This window comes from Streptomyces aurantiacus (assembly GCF_001418335.1).
GTDB lineage: Bacteria > Actinomycetota > Actinomycetes > Streptomycetales > Streptomycetaceae > Streptomyces > Streptomyces aurantiacus.
Map to the genome: position 1 here is coordinate 16,205 of NZ_LIPP01000023.1, position 17,006 is coordinate 33,210.

Here is a 17,006-nt window from a genome sequence, read left to right on the forward strand (position 1 = left end):
GATGTGCTGTGAGGTGAGGGCGTTCGCCGTGCCGGAGAACTGGACAGCCGCTGGGCGGCCGGGGAATCTGCCGTCGGAGACACGGAGCTTCGTCGGCAGACGACACGAACTGGCGCGGCTCGACGCGCTGCTGAAACCGGCCGGGGATTACGCCGGAGAGTACGAGCGTCTGGTGACGCTCGTCGGGCCCGGCGGCGTCGGCAAGACCCGGCTCGCCCTGCGTGCCGCCCGCCGCGCCTGTGACCGGTACCGGGACGGTGTCTGGTTCGTGGAACTCTCTCCGCTGCGGGCCCCGGGCCTGGTGGGTTTCGCCGTCGTGGAGGCGCTGCGGCTCGCCGACGGGTCGACGTCCCCGGTGACCGAGGTGCTCGCCGAATGGCTGGCGGACAAGGAGGCACTGATCGTCCTCGACTCCTGCGAACACGTGCTCCACGACTGCGCCGACCTCGTGCGCGCGCTGCTGCCCGCCGCGCCCGGTGTGCAGTTCCTGGCCACCACCCGGGAACACCTCGGTCATCCCTCCGAGGTCCGTGTCGAGGTCGCCCCGCTGCCGGTGCGAGAGGACGCCGGACCTGTCCGGCCGACCCGGCCGACCCGGCCGACCCGGGCGGCGCCCGTACGGGAGGCACCCGGACCGGCCGGACCGGTCCCTGGCGATCTCGACGGATCAGGCGACGCCGTCGACCTGTTCATCAACCGGGCCGGTGAGTTGTCTGCCGGCTTCGCTCTCGACGAGGCCTCGCTCGACACGGTCGCCGCCGTCGCCGCGGTCTGCCGCCGGCTGGACGGGATACCCCTGGCCATCGAACTGGCCGCGGCCCGCCTCTCCGAACTCTCCCTCGGCGAACTCGACGAACGGCTCGGCAAGCGGCTCGGCAGGGAACTGAGCAAGGAGCTGAGCAAGGAACTGAGCATGGAGTTGGGCCCGCGGCCGGACAAGGAGTGGGGGGACCCCCTGCCGTCGCCGCTCGACCTCCTCGCCTCGGAGCCCGGCGAGGGACCGCTGCGGCACCGCACCCTGCGCACAGCCATCGGCTGGAGCCATGAACTGTGCGCGCCTCTGGAGAGGTTGCTGTGGGCAAGGCTCTCCGTGTTCAACGGCGGCTTCGACCTCGCCGCGGCCGAGGAGGTCTGCTCCGGCGGCCCCCTGCCCGCCGGACGGGTCGCCGCGCTGCTCGACCGGCTCGTCGCGCAGTCGATCGTGCGGCGCCACCGCACGGACGCCGGCCGCTTCCATCTCCTCGACAGCGTCCGGGAGTACGGCGGCGACTGGCTGCGCGCGCTCGGCGAGGAACGGGCCCTGCGGCTGCGTCACCTCGACCACTACCGCGGCCTCGCCCGCAGCGGCTGCGCCGAGTGGAACACCAGTCGCCAGGTGCTGTGGTGCGAGCGCACGGTCACCGAGCGCGCCAACCTCCGCACCGCCATGGACTGCGCGCTGTCCGAGCGCGACGGCCCAGCCGCCCTGAGCATGGCGGCCGACATCGGCTTCCTGTGGCGCCACTGCGGCTACCTGCGGGACGCCCGGCACTGCCTCGACCAGGTGCTCACCGCCGATCCGGAGCCGGGCCCCGACCTCGTACAGGCCCTGTGGACGAGAGGAGCCGTCGCCCTGCTGCAGGGTGACCTGGACGGCGCCGGACGCTGGGCGCCGATGTGCACGGCGGCGGCCGTGGAACTGGGCGACCCCGTGGCGGTCGTCGCCGCCGCGTACGTCACCGGCGGGCATCTGCTCCTCGTCGGCCGGCTGGCCGAGGCCAAGGTGGTGCTCCGGAGGGCCGAGCGACTGCCGGTCCGCGACGACTGGCGGGGGTCCGCGCAGCTCCAGGTACGGCTCGCGCTCTCCTTCGCCCATCTGCTGAGCGGGGACCGCGTGCGCTCCCGGCAGGTCGCCGACGAGGTCCGCGCGCAGAGCGTGCGGCGCGGCGAGTGCTGGGCGGGCTCCTTCGCCGACTGCTTCCTCGCCCAGGCCGACCTGGACGAGGGTGACCTCCCGGCGGCGGTGCGCAACGCCCGTACGTCCCTCGTCGGGCACTCGCTGCTGAACAGCACGCTCGGTGTCGCCTTCACCCTCGACGTGCTGGCCTCGGCGGTCGTCGCGACCGGCGACGGGCACCGGGCGGCCCGCCTGCTCGCCGTCGGCCAGCGCATCTGGGAACGCCTGGGCAGTCCCCACATGGACTCACCGGACCTGATCGCCGCACGTCGCGACCGTGAACACCTGGTCCGCCGGGAGATCGGCGAGGAGGCGTACCGGACGGCGTACGCGGAGGGCCTGGCCATGTCGTACGAGCGGGGCATCGACTACGCGGTGGGGGGCGCCCTCTGACGCCGAAGCCCCACAGTCACCAGCCACCCCGGCATGCCTGCCGGGAAATTGACGAGCCGTCAGACAAGCCGTCAGGTAGGCCGTCAGACAGCTGTGTACGTCACCGGGTCGCTCCCCGGCACCGCTTCCGCGCGGCCCAGCTTCACCAGTCGGCGCAGATGGGCCTCCGCCTCCGAGACCGCGATGTTCCTGGAGCCGTACGGGATGTCGGCCCAGGGGCGGTTCCACTCCATCAGCTCGGCGACCTGCCACACGGTGAGCGGGGTGCCGAGCAGGGCGCGCAGACCGGTGAGACGGTCCTCGTGGTGGTCGAGCAACTCCCGCACACGGGAGGGCGCGTCGGTGAAGGCGTGCAGATGGGCGGGGAGCACCTCGGCCGGTTCGAGGCCCCCGACCCGCTCCAGGGAGTCGAGGTAGTCGCCGAGCGGATCGGGCACGCTGTCGTCGTCCGGGTCCTCGTAGAGGCCGATGTGCGGAGTGATCCTCGGCAGGAGGTGATCCCCGGAGAACAGGCGACCGTTGCCCGGCAGTCGGGCGGGATGGGCCTCCTCCAGGTGGAGGCAGACGTGGCCGGGTGTGTGGCCCGGGGTCCAGATCGCGCGCAGGCGCCGCCCCGGGAGGTCGAGGAGTTCGCCGGGGACGATCTCCCGGTCGGGCAGCGCGGGGGAGAAGCCGGGGAGCCGGGAGCGGGCGGTGCGCAGCGGCGCCACGTGCTCCTCGGGCGCGCCCGCCGCGGTCAGCTTGTCCGCCATGTACGCGAACCAGAGTCCGGGCCTCGTCTCGCGCGTCCGTCGCACGATGGAGATGTCGGCGGCGTGCATGGCCACCCACGCGCCCGACGCCTCGCGCACCTTGGCCGACAGTCCGTGGTGGTCGGGGTGGTGGTGCGTGATCACCACGCCGTGGATCTCCGTGACGGCCGTGCCGCACGCCGAAAGACCCTCGGTGAGCGCGTCCCAGGACGCCGGATCGTCCCAGCCGGTGTCGATCAGTACCGGTCCGCGGTCGGTGTCCACGACGTACACGAGGGTGTTTCCGAGGGGGTTGTCCGGGATGGGGACCTCGACGGACCGTACGCCCCCGCCGTGATCGGTCACATGTGGCATGGGCTCCCCTGTCGCGGCGCCGTCGGCTCCCGGCCACTATAACTAGAACGAGTTCCTATGTGAGTGTTCCTGCGTGAGTGCTGTGTGCTCCGTGGACTCCGCCAAGTGGAACTGGTATCAGTTCTAGTATCTGATGCCCTGTCAGAAACCAGGGCTGGTGTATCGCCAGGAACGGGTCAGTCCCCTGAGAGGCAGTCGGTCATGACCGAACTCGTGGAACACGGACAGCTGTTCATCGGCGGGGAGCTGGTCGCTCCCCTGGGCCGGGACGTCATCGAGGTGGTCTCCCCGCACACCGAGGAGGTCATCGGCCGGGTGCCGCACGCCTCGGCCGGGGACGTCGACCGGGCCGTCGCGGCGGCGCGCACCGCCTTCGACGAGGGGCCCTGGCCGCGGATGTCCCTCGACGAGCGCATCGAGGTGGTCACCCGGATCAAGGACGCGATCGCCGTACGGCACGAGGAGATCGCCCGGGTCATCTCCTCCCAGAACGGCTCCCCGTACTCCTGGAGCGTCCTCGCGCAGGCGCTCGGCGCGATGATGGTGTGGGACGCGGCGATCACGGTCGCACGGGACTTCACGTACGAGGAGGCCCGCGCCGGAGTGCTCGGGCCCATCCTCGTCAGGCGTGAGCCGGTGGGGGTCGTGGCGGCCGTGATCCCGTGGAACGTGCCGCAGTTCGTGGCGGCGGCCAAGCTCGCGCCCGCGCTGCTGACCGGCTGCTCGGTCGTGCTCAAGCCGTCGCCCGAGGCGCCGCTGGACGCGTACGTACTCGGCGAGATCACGAAGGAGGCCGGGCTGCCGGAGGGCGTGCTGTCCATCCTGCCGGCGGACCGCGAGGTGAGCGAGTACCTCGTCGGGCATCCCGGGATCGACAAGGTCTCCTTCACGGGGTCGGTCGCGGCGGGCCGGCGCATCATGGAGGTCGCCTCGCGCAACCTCACACGCGTGACACTGGAGTTGGGCGGGAAGTCGGCGGCCGTGGTCCTGCCGGACGCGGACATCGAGACGTCCGTGCCGAACATCGTCTCGGCGGCCTGGATGAACAACGGCCAGGCGTGCGTCGCGCAGACCCGCATCCTCCTGCCGCGCTCGCGCTACGACGAGTTCGCGGAGGCGTTCGCGGCGGCGGCGAGCGCGCTGGTGGTCGGCGATCCGCTGGACCCCGCGACCCAGGTCGGCCCGCTGGTCGCGCGGCGGCAGCGGCAGCGCAGCCTCGACTACATCCGCGTCGGCCAGGAGGAGGGCGCCAAGATCCTCGTGGGCGGCGGGCGCCCGGCCGGCCTGGACCGCGGCTGGTACGTGGAGCCGACGCTCTTCGGCGACGTCGACAACTCCATGCGGATCGCGCGCGAGGAGATCTTCGGCCCGGTGATCTGCCTGCTCCCGTACGGCGACGAGGCGGAGGCGGTCAAGATCGCCAACGACTCCGACTACGGCCTGAGCGGCAGCGTCTGGACGGCCGACGTGGCCCACGGTGTCGAGGTGGCCCGCCAGGTCCGTACCGGCTCGTACTGCGTCAACACCTTCAGCCTCGACATGCTCGGCCCCTTCGGCGGCTACAAGAACTCCGGCCTCGGGCGCGAGTTCGGCCCCGAGGGCTACGGGGAGTACCTGGAGCACAAGATGATCCACCTGCCGGCCGGCTGGGAGGCCTGAGGGATGGGTGACCGCTGGCACGTCGAGGTCGACCGCTCCCTGTGCATCGGCTCGGCCCAGTGCACCCATCTCGCCCCGACCGCCTTCCACCTCGACTCCGCGATGCAGTCCCACCCCGCCGACCCCGAGACCGACGCCAACGAGCGGATCCTGGAGGCGGCCGAGGGCTGCCCGGTGGAGGCGATCATGATCACCTTGCTGGGCAGCGGGGAGGCGGTGTTCCCTCCGGAGGAGTGAGCGGCGCTGGTCAGTCGCCTGCCGCCTGCCGCCTGCCGCCTGTCGTCAGTCGTCAGTCGTCTGTCGACGTCAGGTCGATCAGCCTGCACACCGTCTCGATGTCGATCTTGACCTGGGCGATCGAGGCGCGGCCGGAGAGCCAGGTGATCAGGGCCGAGTGCCAGGTGTGCTCGATGACGCGGACCGCGGAGAGCTGGGCGGGCGTGGGATCGTCGAGGCCCATGGCGTCGAGGATGATCACCGTGGTCAGGCGGGAGACCTGGTCCACCTCCGGACTGACGCTGCGGTCCGCGAACGTGAGCGCGCGGACCATCGCGTCGGCGAGATGCGGTTCGCGCTGGAGCGCGCGGAAGGCCCGCATCAGGGTCTGGGCCACCCGCTCCGCCGCCGTGTCGCCCGTCGGCGGCTTCTTGCGGAGCGTCCCGTGCATGTGGGCCAGCTGGTCCTGCATGGTCGCGACCAGCAGATGCACCTTCGAGGGGAAGTAGCGGTAGAGCGTGCCCAGGGCCACCTGGGACGACTCCGCCACCTCCCGCATCTGCACCGCGTCGAAGCCGCCCCGGCTCGCCAGCTGCGCGCTCGCGTGCAGGATGCGCCGGCGCCGTGCCTCCTGGCGCTCGGTGAGCGGGGGAGTGACCGGCTGCGCGGCCCGTATGGGCGACTGCGCGGCCTTCGCCGCAGGCTTGGCTTCCGCAGGCATGGATCCCGTTCCGTGACGTTCGTACAGCGAAGGGCGGTGAAGACGGTGGGGGTGACAGCAGGGTAGGCCCGGCCGTGGCGTGAATCACCCGATCCAGCGCTCACAGGTGGGCTACCTGCCGGTAGATTCGGTGCTCCCTGAACGATCAACTCTGAAACTTGTTCTAGATTACCGTCCCGAAGTAATCTCGCAGAACGTGCTGGAAGAAGGGGGCCGAGAGTGACCCATGAGGCCATGGAGGCAGGCCTCCACGCGGGCTCGGCCACCGACGCCGACCGACCGCTGCGCATCGCGCTCCTCACCTATAAAGGGAACCCGTTCTGCGGCGGCCAGGGTGTCTACGTGCGGCACCTCTCGCGCGAACTCGCCCGCCTGGGCCACCGGGTCGAGGTGATCGGGTCACAGCCGTACCCCGTGCTCGACGAGGTGCTCGACGCGGGCGGGAGCCTCGACGGGCTCTCCCTCACCGAACTCCCCAGCCTCGACCTGTACCGCCACCCCGACCCCTTTCGCACCCCGCGGCGCGACGAGTTCCGCGACTGGATCGACGCCGTCGAGGTCGGCACGATGTGGACCGGCGGCTTCCCCGAGCCGCTGACGTTCTCCCTGCGTGCCCGCCGCCATCTGCGCGCCCGACGCGGCGACTTCGACGTCGTGCACGACAACCAGACGCTCGGATACGGGCTGCTGGGCGACGTGGGCGCCCCGCTGGTCACCACCATCCACCACCCCATCACGGTGGACCGGCAGTTGGAGCTGGACGCCGCCGAGGGCCACCGCAAACGGGCGTCGGTCCGCCGCTGGTACGCGTTCACGCGCATGCAGAAGCGCGTCGCGCGCCGCCTGCCGTCCGTGCTGACCGTCTCCGGCACCTCCCGCCAGGAGATCGTCGACCACCTCGGCGTACGGGACGAGCGGATCCACGTCGTCCACATCGGCGCCGACGCCGACCTCTTCTCGCCCGACCCGTCCGTGCCGAAGGTGCCGGGCCGCATCGTCACGACGTCCAGCGCGGACGTCCCCCTCAAGGGCCTCGTCTTCCTCGTGGAGGCGCTCGCCAAGGTCCGGGCCGAGCACCCCGCGGCCCACCTCGTCGTCGTCGGCAGGCGCGCCGAGGACGGCCCGGTCGCCCAGCTCATCGAGCGGTACGGGCTCGACGGCGCTGTCGAGTTCGTGAAGGGCATCCCGGACGCGGAACTCGTCGACCTGGTCAGGTCCGCCGAAGTCGCCTGCGTCCCCTCCCTGTACGAGGGCTTCTCGCTGCCCGCCGCCGAAGCGATGGCGACCGGTACGCCCCTGGTGGCCACCACCGGCGGAGCCATCCCCGAGGTGACAGGACCGGACGGGGAGACCTGCCTGGCCGTCCCGCCCGGCGACGCGGGGGCACTGGCCGCAGGCCTGAGCAGGCTGCTGGGCGACCCCGGCCTTCGCGCGCGGCTCGGCTCGGCCGGCCGCGCGCGCGTGCTGGAACGGTTCACCTGGGCCCGCGCCGCGGAAGGCACGGTGGCCCGCTACCGCGAGGCGATCGCCGCCCACTCAGCGGGCGAGGCCCGGCGCCGCCCGGCGACCCGGCCCGGCGTTTCCACGGCTCCGGCCGCCGGCGGTTCCGCGACCCCTGCCTCCGACCACTCGGCGGCAGCACGGGCCGCGGGTGCGGCGTCCGCTCCGCCGGTGGACGCGGGGCCCGCCGCGTCCGCCGCCTCCGCCCCCGTGGACACGGCTCCCGTGGACACCCCTCACCGCGAAAGCAGGACCACGTGCTGACCGTCGACTTCTCCCGGTTTCCGCTTGCCCCGGGGGACCGTGTGCTGGATCTCGGATGCGGGGCAGGACGCCACGCCTTCGAATGCTACCGGCGCGGCGCCCAGGTCGTCGCGCTGGACCAGAACGGCGAGGAGATCCGCGAGGTCGCCAAGTGGTTCGCCGCGATGAAGGAGGCGGGCGAGGCACCGGAGGGCGCCACCGCCACCGCGCTGGAGGGCGACGCGCTCCGCCTCCCCTTCCCCGACGAGTCGTTCGACGTCGTCATCATCTCCGAGGTGATGGAGCACATCCCGGACGACAAGGGCGTACTCGCCGAGATGGTCCGCGTACTGCGGCCGGGCGGGCGGATAGCGATCACCGTTCCGCGCTACGGGCCCGAGAAGGTCTGCTGGACGCTGTCGGACGCGTACCACGAGGTCGAGGGCGGCCACATCCGCATCTACCGGGCGGACGAGCTGCTCGGCAAGATCCGCGAGGCGGGCCTGCGGCCGTACGGCACGCATCACGCCCACGCGCTGCACAGCCCCTACTGGTGGCTGAAGTGCGCGTTCGGCGTCGACAACGACAAGGTGCTGCCCGTGCGGGCGTACCACAAGCTCCTCGTCTGGGACATCATGAAGAAGCCCCTCGCGACCCGGGTCGCCGAGCAGGCGCTCAACCCGCTGATCGGCAAGAGCTTCGTGGCGTACGCGACCAAACCGCACCTGCCCGCGGCCGTCCTCACGGACGCTTCGTGACGACTCCGCGTACCGAACACCTCGTCCTGACAGGGGTGCTCACCGCGGAAGAGGCCGCGCAGACCGTGCAGGGCATCCTGGCGGTACAGCGCGCGGACGGCGCCATCCCGTGGTTCCGCGGTCACCACCTCGACCCGTGGGACCACACCGAGGCCGCCATGGCCCTGGACGCGGCCGGCGAACACGAGGCCGCCGACCGCGCGTACACGTGGCTGGCCCGGCATCAGAACAAGGACGGCTCCTGGTACGCGGCCTACGCCGACGGGGACGCGGCCGATGTCACCGACCGCGGGCGCGAGACCAACTTCTGCGCGTACATCGCGGTCGGCGTGTGGCACCACTACCTGGCGACCGGCGACGACACCTTCCTTGACCGGATGTGGCCCTCGGTGGTCGTGGCGGTGGAGTTCGTCCTGGAACTCCAGCGGCCGGGCGGGCAGATCGGCTGGAAGCGCGAGGACGACGGCACGGCCGTCGAGGACGCGCTGCTGACCGGGAGTTCGTCCGTCCACCACGCGCTGCGCTGCGCGCTCGCCATCGCCGAGGAGCGCGAGGAGCCGCAGCCCGACTGGGAGTTGGCGCTGGGCGCGCTGCGCCACGCGATCCGCCGCCATCCCGAACGGTTCCTCGACAAGGACCGCTACTCGATGGACTGGTACTACCCGGTGCTCGGCGGCGCGTTGACCGGCGCCGAGGCGAAGGAGCGCATCGAGCGCGACTGGGACCGTTTCGTCGTCCCGGGGCTCGGTGTGCGATGCGTGGTGCCCAACCCCTGGGTGACGGGCGGCGAATCGGCCGAACTCGCCCTGACCCTGTGGGCCGTGGGCGAGTCCGACCGTGCCCTGGAGATCCTGCAGTCGATCCAGCACCTGCGGGACCGGGCGTCGGGCCTGTACTGGACGGGTTACGTCTTCGACTCCAGGGCGATCTGGCCCGAGGAGCTCACCTCCTGGACGGCGGGCTCCCTCCTCCTCGCCGTCGCCGCTCTCGGCGGTGACGAGGCGACCTGCGCGGTCTTCAGCGGCGACCGCCTGCCGCTGGGCCTGGACCCCGACTGCTGCCAGTAGGACCAGTAGGTCTGTCAGCCTGACGGCAGTAGGGGCTCAGTGGCGGTGTACGCGGTTGGCGATCGCGTGTCCGACGAAGAGGTAGACGACGGCTGCGAGACCGTAGCCCGCGACGACCCGTGCCCACTGCTCGTCGAACGTGAACAGGTCGTGCGACCAGCCGGCGAGCCAGCGGGCCGCGTCATGGATGAACTGGACGAAGTCGTTGCCCGGGTTGGCGTCCAGCAGGTACATCAGGATCCAGAGGCCGAGGATGACGGCCATGATGTCGGCAACGATCGCGACGACCGTCCCGGCTTGATTGGAACCGTTGCGATATCGAGGGGACATGCCATCCGGGTAGCCCTTGAATCCGGTATGAAACCAGGCAGGCGGACCGGCCCGGAGTGAAGGGCGTGTCGCGGGTCTCCTCATGATGGTTCGTCGGCCCTTACCCTGAAGTTCAACTGCCGTTGTCCGTGGGGTGGTTCGGCGGTTGAAGCGGCCACCGACGATCCTGTCCCACCGTAGGGGGAGACGCCGGTGCCCGCGAACAGAGCCGAAAGACCCACCGGATCAGCGAGAGCAGCGAGAGCAGCGCGATCCGCCGGATCAACCAGTTCCGCCAATTCCGTCCGACCTGCCGGGTCGGACCCGCCCGCCGGACCGGTCCGACCCGTCGGTTCCCCCGGGGAGGAACCCCGGCTGGCCGTCAGCGGTCCCGTACGAAGTCGGCTGCACCGCACGCTGGCCCTCGTACTGCCCGTCCCCGTCGTCGGCCTCGTCCTGCTCCTGGCGTCCGGCCATCTGACGCTGCCGCTCGACCGGGTCGTCACCATCGAGGCGAAGATGGCCTCCAAGCGGGACTTCTTCGAGGACCCCGGTGTCCGGCGCATCCTCATGGAGCACGGTTTCCGGGTGCACATCACGAACATGGGCTCCCGGGACATCGCCACCCAGGACGTCGCGGGGTACGACGTCGTCTTCCCCTCCGGACAGCCCGCCGCGGACCTGATCACCCGCGAACGCGCGAAGGCCGGCCACCCCGTCCTCACCTACCGGCCCTTCGTCAGCCCCATCGTCCTCGCCACGTACCGGGAGTACGCCGAGACGCTGAGGGACGCCGGAATCGCCGAGCCCCAACGGGGCGGTGCCTCCGCTCCGCTGTACTACACGCTCGACATGGACAAGTTCCTGCAGCAGACCAGGCAGGGCAAGCGGTGGAAGGACCTCGGGATAAAGAAGCACGGCGTGGACAACGGCAACAAGATCCTCGCCCAGACCTCCGACGTCTGCGATTCCAACTCCGGCGGCACCTACCTCGGCCTCGTCTCCTTCGTGTGGCACGGCAACGACGCCCCGAACAGCGGCAAGGAGGCCGACAAGTACGCCCGTGACATCAAGGACCTGCTCATCGAACAGGGACTGCCGGGCTCCGAGCGCGCCGAGACCTACCTGTCCGTGGACGGCAAGAGCATCGCCCCGATCTCGGTGATCTACGAGCACCAGTACCTGGCCCACCAGATCCGGTACGAGGCCACGCACGGCAAGCCGGACGACGGACGCGTCCTGCTCTACCCCTCGACCCGCTTCGTCACCGAACCCCAGCTCGTCGCCCTCTCCGACGACGGCGAACGGCTCGGCGAACTGGTCCTTGAGGAACCCGAACTACAGCACAAGGCGATGGAGTTGGGCTTTCGCGTCCGGGACGCCACCAGCGACTCGACCAGTGCCCAGCTGGCGGCCTTTCTGGCGGACCGCGGCATCCAGGTGCCCGTCACCTCGGCCGACGACACCAAGGCCGTACTCCCGCGACTGCCCCTCCTGGAGCGCATGATCCAGGCCGTCGGCGAGTGCCCGCCGTCCCAGAAGGGCGCCCAGTGAGACGCCGACGGGGCACCCTGACGCTGCGTCCTGCCCTGCCCTTCACCCTGGCTCTCACCCTCACCCTCACCTTCACCCTGGCCCTGACCGCCGCCTGCTCGGGCGACGACCAGGACCGGACCACCCTGCGGGTCCTCGCAGGGCCCGACCTCGCCGTACTGGAGCCGCTGCTCGACGAGCTGAGGTCCGAGACCGGCGTGGAGCTCGACATGGACTACCGGGCCGACGCCGACACCGGCGAGGCGCTGGCCGCCACCGGGAAGAGTGGTGGCGGGCACGAGCTGGCCTGGCTCTCCACCGACCGCTCCTTCCGGCTCAGCCACAAGGACACCGCCCGGGGAATGCTCCGCACCCCGACCATGCTCTCGCCGGTCGTCATCGGCCTGCGCCCGGACGCGGCACGCGAGCTGCGTACCGACTCCAAGGCTGATCGGCTCAGTTGGGCGGACATCGCCGACGGCGCCGCCACCGGCACCGTACGCTTCGGCATGGCCGACCCCCGGCAGACGGGCACCGGCCTCGCCGCACTCGTCGGCGTCGCCACCGCGGCGGCCGGCACCGGGGGAGCCCTGCGCGAGGACGACGTCTCCTGCGACCGCCTGCGCGGCTTCCGCTCCGGACAGCGGCTCACCGCGGCTTCCACCCGCGACCTGCTCGACGACTTCGTCGACCACCCCGGCACGGCGAACGCGCTCATCTCCTACGAGTCCGACCTGCTCGCCCTCAACTCCGGCGGCCGGTTGACGGAGAAGGAGAAGCTGGAGATCGTGCGCCCCGAGGACGGCACGGTCCTCGCCGACTTCCCGCTGCTCCTGCTCGACCCGGACCGGCGGGCCGCGTACGACAAGGTCGTGGAGTGGCTGCGGCGGGACTCCGTACAGCAGAAGATCATGAGGACGGCACTGCGGCGCCCGGTGAACGCCTCGGTCGCCAGGGAGGGACAACTGCGCGCGCCGCTCGGCAACGCGCTCTACTTCCCCGACCGGCAGGCCGTCCTGAAGCGTTTGCTGGACGACTACGGCGATCCGCGCCGCCGCATCGGGGACCAGGTCATCTTCCTGCTCGACTTCTCCGGGTCGATGCGCGGCGCCCGCATGGCGGAGCTGCGGGCGGCCTTCGCCGACCTCAGCGGCGCGGACTCCTCGGCGACGGGCGGGTTCGCGCGGTTCTACCAGGGCGAGCGGCTGACCGTCGTACGGTTCGGCGGGCGGGTACTGGAGGAGCGGACCGTCACCGTCCGCGGACAGCGCGACCTCACCACCCTCGCCGACGTCGTCGCGCGCGGCGGCTACGGCGACGCGACCGCCGTGTGGACCGCGCTCGACCACGGCTACCGAACGGCGTCGGCCGCGGTGGCCGACGAACCCGAACGCGCCGTCTCCATCGTGCTGATGACGGACGGAGAGAACAACGCGGGCCTCGCGTACGAGGAGTTCGTACGCCGCTACGAGGCGCGGCCCGCCGAGACCCGTACCGCGGTCCACACCTACCCCGTGCACTTCGGCGAGGCCGACGCCGGGGCACTGCGGCGCGCCGCGGCGAAGACGGGTGGGCACATGGTGGACGCGCGGGACTCATCCCTTTCCGAGGCGTTCAAGGAGATCCGTGGCTGTCGTTGACGCGCAGTGGTGGGGTGTGTGGTGGCCGTGGATGACGGTGTGGCTCGTCACCGCCGCCGGTCTGGTGACGCTCGGGGCCGTGCTGGTGCGGCACGTCCGCGCGCGCAGAAAGGGGACCGTGGGGCAGCGGTCCGCGTACAGCGTCTGCTTCTACCTGGACGAGAAGGCGGTGATGGACCTCTACCGGATCGGCAACTACAGCGCGGCCCTGGAGCAGGCGGTCGAGCACCGCACCAACGTCGCCACCAGCGTGGGCCTGGTGGGCAGGCTGCTGCCGTGGACCGTCAAGGCCAACCGGGACGTCTCCCAGGAGAAGTTCAGCAGCTATGTGCAGAAGAGCGAGCCGATCTCCGTGATCGGGATGCTCATGGACGCCTTCGAGCGGGCCGACGTCATCGTCCACGCGGACCTGCGCTCGGGGGACGTCACCCCGAACCGCGCGCTCGCCGAGGCCCTCGGCCCCGACGCCGGCCGGGGCGGTGTGGCGCTCAGCGACATCGAGGAGTTCGTCTCGGTCCGCGGCCGTTTCCTGGTGGAGTCGGAGACCGCGGAGGAGATCGTGCTGCGCGCCCCGTACGGCGATCCCGGGCAGCCCGCCCACGTCCGCGTCACCTGCGCGGCCGGCGGCCTGCGCAACGAACGCCTCAACAACGGCACCTTCCAGGCCCGCTGCCTCGGCAAGATGACCGGTTGGAGAACAGAGAGCAGAGAGGTGACCCTGGAGGCGATAGCCATCTTCCGCTGACAACCGCCACACACTGAGGCGCCCCAAAGGGGCGCGGGGAACTGCGCGCCCAGCCACGACGCGCCCGCAGGCGAATCGCTGCCCGACCAAGCGGAGCGCTGCGCGCTCAATTCAGCTCGGCCAGCGTCCGCAGCGTGTGAGGGTCCGGCGACAGCAGAAGCAGGTCGGTCACCGGCCCCTTGCGCCACAACTCCAGGCGTTCCGCGATCCGTTCGCGCGGCCCGACCAGCGAGATCTCGTCGGCGAAAGCATCCGGCACGGCGAGCACGGCCTCCTCGCGACGGCCCGCCAGGAACAGTTCCTGGATGCGACGGGCCGCCTCCTCGAAGCCCATCCGCGCCATCAGGTCGGCGTGGAAGTTGCGTGCCGCGTGCCCCATGCCGCCGATGTAGAAGCCGAGCATCGCCTTCACGGGGAGCAGCCCCTCGGCGACGTCGTCGCAGACCTTCGCGTGGGCCATGGGCGCGACGAGGAAGCCCTCGGGAGCCGCGCCGAGGGAGGCCTCGTACACGTCCGTCCGCATCGGCGACCAGTACAGCGGAAGCCAGCCGTCCGCGATCCGGGTGGTCTGGGCGATGTTCTTCGGCCCCTCGGCCCCCAGCAGGACCGGCAGTTCGGAGCGGAGCGGATGCGTGATGGGCTTGAGGGCCTTGCCGAGCCCCGTACCGTCGGCGCCCCGGTACGGATGCGAGTGGAAGCGCCCGTCCAGCTCGACCGGGCCCTCGCGCCGCAGCACCTGCCGTACGACATCGACGTACTCACGGGTCGCGGTGAGCGGCGACTTCGGGAACGGACGCCCGTACCAGCCCTCGACGACCTGCGGCCCCGAAAGCCCGAGGCCGAGCATCATGCGCCCGCCCGAGAGGTGGTCGAGGGTGAGCGCGTGCATCGCGGTCGTGGTGGGGGAGCGGGCCGCCATCTGGGCAATCGCCGTGCCCAGCTTGATCGTTGAGGTCTGGGCGGCGATCCAGGTCAGCGGGGTGAAGACGTCCGAGCCCCATGACTCGGCGGTCCACACCGAGTCGTAACCGAGCCGCTCCGCCTCCCGCGCCAGGGGCACATGGTCGGGCGAGGGGCCGCGACCCCAGTAGCCGAGGGCGAGTCCGAGCCGCATACACCACTCCTGACGGTCAGTCAGCTGACAGGGGGCCGGGCCGACTGTACGGGAACGGCCCCCCACCCGGAAGAGCTCCGAAGAGCACCTTGGGCGGAGGGCCGTGCAGGACCGGCGGCAGCGGGGTCAGCCCCGCTGGATCCCGGACGTGTCCTGAAGCACACCGCGGCGGCCGTCCTGCGTCTGGGCCACCAGACTCGGGCCGCGCTGCTCGACGGCCAAGTACCACGTACCCGGCGCCAGTTCGGCGATCGGCGTCGGTGAGCCGTCCTCCGAGAACAGCGGACGCGCCACCGGCACCGCGAACCAGAACGGCGAGAAGTCCCCGGCGGGCGGCTGCGGCTGCGGGGCCGGCGCCTGCTGGGGCTGACCGGGCTGGGCGCCGAACGGCTGGCCCTGACCCGGCTGCGGCTGACCGCCGAGGGGCTGGCCCTGACCGGGCTGCTGGGCGCCCGGGTAGCCGTAGCCGGCCGGCGGCTGAGCGCCGTAGGGCTGGGGGGCGGCGGGTTTGGGGGCGGGGACGAGCGGACCCTTGAGGGCCGGGACGAGCGGCGTGGCGATCGCGGCGCCGGCCAGCACCAGGGTGGCGATGAGGCTGAGGATGAGGCCGGTGCCGACGCTGATGTCGACCCCGCCGTTGTTGTCGAAGCCGCCGGCCGGGTCGAAGACGTTCCCGAGCGCGCTCCAGGCGGCGAACACCGCGAAGGCGACACCGAACGGGCCGAGGTCGAGACCGGCGACCTTCGGCGCCTGCGGCAGACCGCGGGCGACGACGATCAGCGCGGCGGCGATGATGCCGGCCAGGGTGACACTCAGGAGGACCGGGCCACTGCCCCAGGCGTTCGGGATGTCGGCGCTGTCGGGGGCCCCGTCGATCGAGTAGATGTCGAGGAACGACGCGATCAACAGCAGTACCGCTGCTCCGATCACCACGCCGTCGCCTCGAGTGAGGGAGCGGATATTCACTTCGGGTCCTTCGTCAGTCGTCTCGTCGTCAGTAGAGGCGTCGCTGTCACCATGCCGCTGTCAGGTCGTGGTGGGAAGCGCAGGAGTGGCCCCATATCGTAGGGAAGACCCTATCGTCCGACCGGTACGGGTGTCCGCCCCGATGAACCCGCTGATCACTACCCGCGCAGGAAACTCACGATTCCCTCAGAGATTCCTTGCGCCGCCTTCTGCCGCCAGGCGCCGCTGGTCAGCTGCGTGACGTCCTTGCTGTCGCGCATGTTGCCGCACTCGATGAACACCTTCGGAACCGTTGACAGATTGAGACCGCCGAGGTCCTTGCGTACGTCGAGACCGGTGCCGTCGCCGATGTAGTTGGAGGGCGCGCTGCCGGTGGCGCGCAGGAAGCCGCCCGCGACGCGCTCGCCCAGGGCACGGGACGGGGCCACGATGGGACGGGTGTCGGCGGAGCCGGAGTGCACCGAGCCCGGCAGGATCACATGGAAGCCGCGGTTGCCGGCCGCCGAACCGTCGGCATGGATCGACACGACGGCGTCCGCGCCGGCCTTGTTGCCGATCTCGGCCCGCTCGTCCACACACGGACCCCAGGCGCGGTCGCCGTCCTGGGTGAACTTCACGGTGGCGCCCTCCTTTTCGAGGATCGTGCGCAGCCGACGTGAGACGTCCAGGGTGAACTTGGCTTCCGTGTAACCGTCGTTGGTCGCGGTGCCGGTGGTGTCGCACTCCTTCCAGTTCGTCCCGATGTTCACCTTGCGGTTGATGTCGGACGGATGCTGGAAGTTGCCGGGGTTGTGACCGGGGTCGACGACGACGACCTTGCCCTTGAGGGGCCCGGAGCCGGCGGGGGCCGAGGTGGCGGCGGGCGACGAACCGGTCTCCTCGCCACCGCCCGACTGACCCGTGCCGCCGCCCGGCCGCTCCTTGCCGTCGTCCGAGGCACCCGCCGACGCGGACGCCCGCGCCGAGGCGCCGGCCGAGACCGAGGTCTGTGCGGCGGCTCCGTCCTCGTCGGAGTCGCCCACCGCCTGCCACACCAGCCAGCCGACCAGGGCCCCCGGCGCGAGCGCGACGACGGCGACGGTCAGGGGTCCGCGCAGGGG

At 71.3% G+C, this 17,006-nt stretch carries 15 protein-coding genes; 9 read left to right on the plus strand and 6 right to left on the minus strand.

Going from position 1 to position 17,006, the window contains the following annotated elements:
- Nucleotides 1–13 precede the first annotated feature (13 nt).
- The gene (locus AOK01_RS03135; RefSeq protein ID WP_245702066.1) at nucleotides 14–2,329 is read left to right on the plus strand and encodes an ATP-binding protein; all 2,316 of its coding nucleotides are present in this window, start codon (nucleotides 14–16) and stop codon (nucleotides 2,327–2,329) included.
- 83 nt (nucleotides 2,330–2,412) lie between these two features.
- Here AOK01_RS03135 and AOK01_RS03140 read toward each other — a convergent pair whose 3' ends face one another.
- Nucleotides 2,413–3,435 (minus strand): Strvi_7410 family MBL fold metallo-hydrolase, encoded by a 1,023-nt coding sequence (locus tag AOK01_RS03140; protein ID WP_055508111.1) that lies wholly within the window; start codon nucleotides 3,433–3,435, stop codon nucleotides 2,413–2,415.
- A 201-nt stretch (nucleotides 3,436–3,636) separates the two neighbouring features.
- Here AOK01_RS03140 and AOK01_RS03145 point away from each other — a divergent pair, with 201 nt between their 5' ends.
- Both AOK01_RS03145 and AOK01_RS03150 read left to right on the plus strand, forming a co-directional pair.
- Nucleotides 3,637–5,094: an aldehyde dehydrogenase gene (locus AOK01_RS03145; protein ID WP_055508113.1), complete on the plus strand. Its 1,458-nt coding sequence runs from the start codon at nucleotides 3,637–3,639 to the stop codon at nucleotides 5,092–5,094.
- Between the two features lie 3 nt (nucleotides 5,095–5,097).
- Nucleotides 5,098–5,331, plus strand: coding sequence for a ferredoxin (locus AOK01_RS03150; RefSeq protein WP_055508115.1), 234 nt, complete (start codon nucleotides 5,098–5,100; stop codon nucleotides 5,329–5,331).
- Between the two features lie 52 nt (nucleotides 5,332–5,383).
- On the opposite strand, the gene AOK01_RS03155 is transcribed toward AOK01_RS03150, so the two are convergent.
- The gene (locus tag AOK01_RS03155; protein WP_055508117.1) at nucleotides 5,384–6,031 is read right to left on the minus strand and encodes a TetR family transcriptional regulator; all 648 of its coding nucleotides are present in this window, start codon (nucleotides 6,029–6,031) and stop codon (nucleotides 5,384–5,386) included.
- A gap of 219 nt (nucleotides 6,032–6,250) precedes the next feature.
- Between AOK01_RS03155 and AOK01_RS03160 the strand changes: the two genes are divergently transcribed.
- The 3 genes from AOK01_RS03160 to AOK01_RS03170 are packed head-to-tail and all read left to right on the plus strand — an operon-like array spanning nucleotide 6,251 to nucleotide 9,599.
- Complete coding sequence (locus tag AOK01_RS03160) at nucleotides 6,251–7,795, plus strand: glycosyltransferase family 4 protein (protein WP_055508118.1); 1,545 nt, start codon at nucleotides 6,251–6,253, stop codon at nucleotides 7,793–7,795.
- Complete coding sequence (locus tag AOK01_RS03165; protein WP_055508121.1) at nucleotides 7,789–8,532, plus strand: class I SAM-dependent methyltransferase; 744 nt, start codon at nucleotides 7,789–7,791, stop codon at nucleotides 8,530–8,532. Before AOK01_RS03160 ends, AOK01_RS03165 begins: the two co-directional genes overlap by 7 nt.
- Entirely contained in the window at nucleotides 8,529–9,599 is a 1,071-nt protein-coding gene (locus tag AOK01_RS03170) for a prenyltransferase/squalene oxidase repeat-containing protein (RefSeq protein WP_055508122.1), read from the plus strand. Before AOK01_RS03165 ends, AOK01_RS03170 begins: the two co-directional genes overlap by 4 nt.
- A gap of 36 nt (nucleotides 9,600–9,635) precedes the next feature.
- Here AOK01_RS03170 and AOK01_RS03175 read toward each other — a convergent pair whose 3' ends face one another.
- Entirely contained in the window at nucleotides 9,636–9,929 is a 294-nt protein-coding gene (locus tag AOK01_RS03175) for a hypothetical protein (RefSeq protein WP_055508124.1), read from the minus strand.
- 192 nt (nucleotides 9,930–10,121) lie between these two features.
- Here AOK01_RS03175 and AOK01_RS03180 point away from each other — a divergent pair, with 192 nt between their 5' ends.
- The 3 genes from AOK01_RS03180 to AOK01_RS03190 are packed head-to-tail and all read left to right on the plus strand — an operon-like array spanning nucleotide 10,122 to nucleotide 13,826.
- Nucleotides 10,122–11,462, plus strand: coding sequence for a hypothetical protein (locus AOK01_RS03180; RefSeq protein ID WP_245702067.1), 1,341 nt, complete (start codon nucleotides 10,122–10,124; stop codon nucleotides 11,460–11,462).
- Nucleotides 11,459–13,081, plus strand: coding sequence for a VWA domain-containing protein (locus tag AOK01_RS03185; RefSeq protein ID WP_245702068.1), 1,623 nt, complete (start codon nucleotides 11,459–11,461; stop codon nucleotides 13,079–13,081). Before AOK01_RS03180 ends, AOK01_RS03185 begins: the two co-directional genes overlap by 4 nt.
- On the plus strand, nucleotides 13,068–13,826 hold the full coding sequence (locus AOK01_RS03190) for a hypothetical protein (RefSeq protein ID WP_157871174.1): 759 nt from the start codon (nucleotides 13,068–13,070) through the stop codon (nucleotides 13,824–13,826). Before AOK01_RS03185 ends, AOK01_RS03190 begins: the two co-directional genes overlap by 14 nt.
- A 106-nt stretch (nucleotides 13,827–13,932) precedes the next feature.
- On the opposite strand, the gene AOK01_RS03195 is transcribed toward AOK01_RS03190, so the two are convergent.
- The 3 genes from AOK01_RS03195 to AOK01_RS03205 all read right to left on the minus strand — a co-directional run bounded on the left by AOK01_RS03195 (nucleotide 13,933) and on the right by AOK01_RS03205 (nucleotide 17,003).
- Nucleotides 13,933–14,940, minus strand: a complete 1,008-nt coding sequence (locus AOK01_RS03195; protein ID WP_055508128.1) for an LLM class F420-dependent oxidoreductase — start codon at nucleotides 14,938–14,940, stop codon at nucleotides 13,933–13,935.
- Nucleotides 14,941–15,066: 126 nt separating this feature from the next.
- Entirely contained in the window at nucleotides 15,067–15,906 is an 840-nt protein-coding gene (locus AOK01_RS03200; protein ID WP_055508130.1) for a DUF5336 domain-containing protein, read from the minus strand.
- A 158-nt stretch (nucleotides 15,907–16,064) separates the two neighbouring features.
- Entirely contained in the window at nucleotides 16,065–17,003 is a 939-nt protein-coding gene (locus AOK01_RS03205; RefSeq protein ID WP_055508141.1) for an N-acetylmuramoyl-L-alanine amidase, read from the minus strand.
- Nucleotides 17,004–17,006 lie beyond the last annotated feature (3 nt).

Coding starts and splice junctions, on each gene's coding strand:
- AOK01_RS03195 (WP_055508128.1), bottom strand. CDS start 14,940: ATGCGGCTCGGACTCGCCCTCGGCTACTGGGGTCGCGGCCCCTCGCCC.
- AOK01_RS03150 (WP_055508115.1), top strand. CDS start 5,098: ATGGGTGACCGCTGGCACGTCGAGGTCGACCGCTCCCTGTGCATCGGC.
- AOK01_RS03175 (WP_055508124.1), bottom strand. CDS start 9,929: ATGTCCCCTCGATATCGCAACGGTTCCAATCAAGCCGGGACGGTCGTC.
- AOK01_RS03145 (WP_055508113.1), top strand. CDS start 3,637: ATGACCGAACTCGTGGAACACGGACAGCTGTTCATCGGCGGGGAGCTG.
- AOK01_RS03140 (WP_055508111.1), bottom strand. CDS start 3,435: ATGCCACATGTGACCGATCACGGCGGGGGCGTACGGTCCGTCGAGGTC.
- AOK01_RS03155 (WP_055508117.1), bottom strand. CDS start 6,031: ATGCCTGCGGAAGCCAAGCCTGCGGCGAAGGCCGCGCAGTCGCCCATA.